This is a genomic window from Paenibacillus pinistramenti (genome assembly GCF_005869875.1).
Classification (GTDB): Bacteria; Bacillota; Bacilli; order Paenibacillales; family Paenibacillaceae; genus Fontibacillus; species Fontibacillus pinistramenti.
In genome coordinates, this window is the sequence record NZ_VAWG01000037.1 from 1 (window position 1) to 695 (window position 695).

Here is a 695-nt window from a genome sequence, read left to right on the forward strand (position 1 = left end):
GGTGGGGTAACCCGCAAGGGAGCCAGCCGCCGAAGGTGGGGTAGACGATTGGGGTGAAGTCGTAACAAGGTAGCCGTATCGGAAGGTGCGGCTGGATCACCTCCTTTCTATGGAGAATCGTCTTCTGTGATGAAGACATTCAAATACACGGTCGACGCAAGTCGCCGGATTGCCTTTGCGAAAGCAAGGGGACCTTCTCACTCGTTGGTCAGTTTTGAGAGTTCAAGCTCTCAAAATCATCTGCATGAATTTCATCAACCCAATGGGATTGACCGAAATGCATACAGGTCGCAGTTTCTTCGAAACTGCTTACGCTGAATACTTTAATCTCACATTCTGTGATGGTTTAAATCATTCATCGATTGATCCTTGAAAACTGGATAACGAAACAACAAATACGAATTAGAAACATTCTTTTAGCTGAAACTTGTGATCGTAGAGAACAAGTTTAGTACTAGCTGATTAAGCGAGTGTTTTTGAGATGATGGATCCTTTGCGAATTTGTTTCTACCTTTGAAGATTTCAATCGAAGAAACCAATGAGGAACAGAGCCGTCAGCCAAAAACAGGAGCCTTTTGGTTAAGCTACTAAGAGCACACGGAGGATGCCTAGGCGCTAGGAGCCGAAGAAGGACGTGGCGAACAACGATAAGGCCTCGGGGAGCTGTAAGCAAGCTTTGATCCGGGGATGTCCGA

At 46.2% G+C, this 695-nt stretch carries 2 rRNA genes; both read left to right on the plus strand.

Features of this window, described 5'->3' with window-relative positions:
* A 16S ribosomal RNA gene (locus FCN15_RS18995) occupies positions 1-107 on the plus strand; the annotation flags it as partial.
* A 470-nt stretch (positions 108-577) separates the two neighbouring features.
* A 23S ribosomal RNA gene (locus FCN15_RS19000) occupies positions 578-695 on the plus strand; the annotation flags it as partial.